Origin of the sequence: Arthrobacter ginkgonis, assembly GCF_039540195.1 — a bacterium.
In the GTDB taxonomy this organism is placed as follows: Bacteria; Actinomycetota; Actinomycetes; order Actinomycetales; family Micrococcaceae; genus Zafaria; species Zafaria ginkgonis.
The window spans coordinates 1-2,409 of the sequence record NZ_BAABEO010000006.1 but is presented as its reverse complement, the minus strand read 5'-3'; the positions used below and the strand labels follow the sequence as shown (position 1 = coordinate 2,409).

The 2,409-nt window shown below is 69.4% G+C and carries 1 protein-coding gene; it reads right to left on the bottom strand.

Annotated elements, in window-relative coordinates; all coding sequences use genetic code 11:
• Window positions 1-53: 53 nt before the first annotated feature.
• Window positions 54-2,063, bottom strand: coding sequence for a M13 family metallopeptidase (locus ABD912_RS01515; protein WP_345147951.1), 2,010 nt, complete (start codon window positions 2,061-2,063; stop codon window positions 54-56).
• Window positions 2,064-2,409: the final 346 nt, after the last annotated feature.

Here is a 2,409-nt window from a genome sequence, read left to right as displayed (position 1 = left end):
CTTCCGCGCGGAAGGCGCCCGCCGCCGTCGTACTGCCGGTGTCCGGCCGTCCGCTACCAGATGGCGACGCGCTCCTCCGGGGCCAGCCACATGCCGTCCCCTTCCTTGGTGCCGTAGGCGGCATGGAAGGCGTCCAGGTTCTTCGCCACCTGGTTGCAGCGGAACTCGGCCGGGGAGTGCGGGTCGGTGGCCAGGCGCGTGATCATGGTCTCCGGACGGGAGACGTTGCGCCAGCATTCGGCCCAGGCGTGGAAGAAGCGCTGGTCGCCGGTGAGCCCGTCGGCCTCCTCGTCCTCCTCCAGCCCGCGCTCGGCCAGGTCCAGGCGGTAGGCCTTGTAGGCGATGCCGAGGCCGCCGAGGTCACCGATGTTCTCGCCGAGGGTGAGCTTGCCGTTGACGGTATGGCCCGGGGTCTCCTCCGGCTCCAGGACGTCGTACTGGGCCACGAGGCGGCCGGTGAGCTCCTCGAACCGGGCGCGGTCCTCGTCCGTCCACCAGTTCTTCAGCTCGCCGGTGCCGTCGAACTGGGATCCCTGGTCGTCGAAGCCGTGGCCGATCTCATGGCCGATCACCGCGCCGATGGCACCGTAGTTGGAGGCTGCGTCGCGCTCCGGATCGAAGAACGGCGGGCGCAGGATGGCGGCCGGGAACGCGATCTCGTTCAGCAGCGGGTGGTAGTAGGCGTTGACGGTCTGCGGGTACATGAACCAGAGGTCGCGGTCCACGCCGTCGTCGATCTTCTGCAGCTCCCGGGCGAACGCGAAGGCCTGCGCGCTGGCGGCGTTGGCGATCAGGTCCGCCGGGTCCGCCTCGACCGGGGTGTAGTCGATCCACTTGACCGGGTAGCCGATCTTGGTGCGGAACTGGGAGAGCTTCTCCAGGGCGCGGTCGATGGTCTCGCGGCCCATCCAGGGCAGCGCGGAGATGGACTGGCGGTACGCCTCGGTGAGGTTCCCCACCAGGCCCTCCATGATCTCCTTGTCGCGGTGCGGGAAGTGGCGCTCGACGTAGAGCTGGCCGATGTCCTCGCCGACCGCGCCCTCCACGAACGCGACGCCGCGCTTCCAGCGCTCCTTCAGTTCGGTGGTGCCCGCGAGCTTGGCGGAGTAGAAGGAGAAGTTCTCCCGCACGAACGCGTCCGAAAGGTACGGGGCGTAGCTGCGGACCAGTTGGACCGCGAGCCAGTGCCGCCAGGCCTCGAGCGGCTGCTCCGCAAGGACCTTTTCGAGGCCTTCCAGGTAGGAGGGCTGCCAGACGTCGACCTCGGCGTAGTACTTGGCCTCGATGCCGGACCCGTCCAGCCACGCCTGGATGGAGGGGTTCAGTGCACGGAGCTGCTCCCCGGTGAGCAGGTTGTAGCGCGCCTGGGCGTCCCGGGTCTTGACGCGGTCCCAATGGTGCGCCGCCAGCGCGGTTTCCAGGTCGACGACGGCGGCGGCGGCCTTCTCCGCGTCCGGCACCTCGGCCAGGGTCAGCAGGCGGCCCAAGTGGACCCGGTATTCGTCGTAGAGCTCGGCGAACTTTTCCTCGCGGTAGTACGACTCATCGGGCAGGCCCAGCCCGGACTGCAGGAAGGTGAGGAGGTTGCGGTCCGGCTGGCCGGCGTCGCTGCTGGCACCAACCCCGTAGAAGCCGGAAACGCCCTGGCGCTGGAGGCGGCCCGTCAGGGCCACGAGGTCCCCGATGCTTTCGGTGGCGTAGATGGCCGCGAGGTCTTCGCGGATGGGGTCCATGCCGTTGGCCTCGATCGACGCCTCGTCCATGAAGCTGGCATAAAGCGCGCCGATGCGCGCGCGGCGGGGATCGGGAGTACCGTCCGGGCCGAGGGGCTGCTCCGGCGCCTCCTCGATGATGGCGCGAACCGCCGCCTCGGATTCGTCGCGCAGCTGCATAAAGGAGCCGTAGCTGCCCTGGTCGCCGGGGATCTCGGCGGAAGCGAGCCATCCGCCGTTGGCGTGGCGGAAGAGGTCGTCCTGCGGGCGGACGGCATGGTCCCGGTGGCCCGCGGTGGAGGAACCGGCCTGCGCCGCGGCGGCGGGGATGGAAGTGGGTTCTGCAGTCATGACTCCCCTGAGGTATCGGCCCACGGCACTGAACGCACCCGTGTGGCGGGAATTACGGTCTGAAAGCCTCACTGTACTGCCTGTGCCTGACGGCACGCCGGAAAGCCGTGGATTTCCGCGACAGGCGGACAACGCCCGGGCAGTAACGGTGGGAGCGCCAACGGAAGTCGCGGCTGGGGGTAGCGGCCGGGCAGCCTGCCGCCAGGCTCCCTATCCACAGTTGGCTGTGGACAACCCCGTGTCCGTTCGGGCGGCCGGCCGGGCCGCCTGATGGGTGGTGTGGTGTTAAAGGCGTCAGGCCCCCGACCGTGTGGTCGGGGGCCTGGCGTGAATGGTTGTCCGGCGG